2 protein-coding genes are annotated in these 1,084 nt (G+C 64.5%); both read right to left on the bottom strand.

Going from position 1 to position 1,084, the window contains the following annotated elements; translation table 11 throughout:
• Window positions 1-335: 335 nt before the first annotated feature.
• Window positions 336-635: a PE family protein gene (locus A5744_RS23595; protein ID WP_076064793.1), complete on the bottom strand. Its 300-nt coding sequence runs from the start codon at window positions 633-635 to the stop codon at window positions 336-338.
• Between the two features lie 375 nt (window positions 636-1,010).
• Window positions 1,011-1,084, bottom strand: a 74-nt coding sequence (locus A5744_RS24520; protein WP_139329418.1) for a hypothetical protein, incomplete at its 5' end; no start/stop codon positions are given.

The raw sequence follows: 1,084 nt of genomic DNA, 5'->3' as shown, positions 1-1,084 counted from the left end.
ATCTCAAAGCGGCCCGCCATCGCCCGCATCGAGTGCGGATCAGTCATAAAACGTGTTGCCATCTTGGCTATCTCCTTATTACTCAGTTATTCAGGTTGTCGGTGTGATGGACGACGATGGCCGGACCGGCTACGCGGTGGCGCAACCGTCGAGCCGCATGGATGAAGACGATCCCCCCTTCGCGTCAGCCGGCGGCCACCGGACGCTCAACACAGTGAGACGGACGTCGGACCCTAACCGCGGCGTTGGAGTCGACGGAGTACTGAACTGCTGGAAGCTTGTCAAGGAATCCACTTCGGTGGGGGTCCGTCCAAAGCCTTATGTGCGAGCGCCGGTCAGCCTGCGGCGATCGCGTTCGCTGCCTCGGTGGCGGCGTAAGAGCCGGAGCTCATGCCCAGGGTGTTGACGAACATCTCGTGGATCGCCGCGGCCTGGGCGCTGACCGCCTGGTACATCTGCGCGTGCGCGGCGAACTGAGCCGCGGTCAGCGCGGACACCTCGTCGGCGGCAGCGGGCACCACGCTCGTCGTCGGGGCCGCAGCGGCGGCGTTCTGGGCATTCAGAGTCGAGCCGATGCCCTGCAGGGTGCCGGCAGCAGCGGCCAAGGCCTCCGGCTGTGTCGTCACAAACGACATACTGTTCCTCCCTCGATTTATTCCCCTACTCCCTGGGAAGAGAGTAGATGACCGCGTCCACGGAAGCCTGGTCCGAGGCCGCCTGTTCGCAAGTGTTCACGAAACGCTACTGCGAATTCATTTTTCGTAACGACACAGTAACAGCGTTTGGCCCCGTTTGGGGTGCTTACTGCCCTCTCACAGCAAAGCCCGTCCCCCCGGCCGGGCGAAAGTCCCCTGGCAGGTGCATTCGCGGGGGATGTGGTGCTGATAGTCCCTGTTAAAAATCTTCCGGCGGATTAACTTGGGCCCGGCCCCAGCAACGATGTCGTCGCGGCGGGCCCCGCCGCGACGTCGGCCGCGAGCAACCTCCCACCGGACCGTCGACAAGGCGGTTTAGCCGGCGGAGAGGGGGCGGGCCATGACGGTGGGTTTGAAGCCGTAGCGTGGGCCTGCGCCGGCGCCGCGCA

This window comes from Mycobacterium sp. IS-1264 (assembly GCF_001954195.1).
In the GTDB taxonomy this organism is placed as follows: Bacteria; Actinomycetota; Actinomycetes; order Mycobacteriales; family Mycobacteriaceae; genus Mycobacterium.
This window is presented reverse-complemented; position numbering and strand designations above follow the sequence as displayed.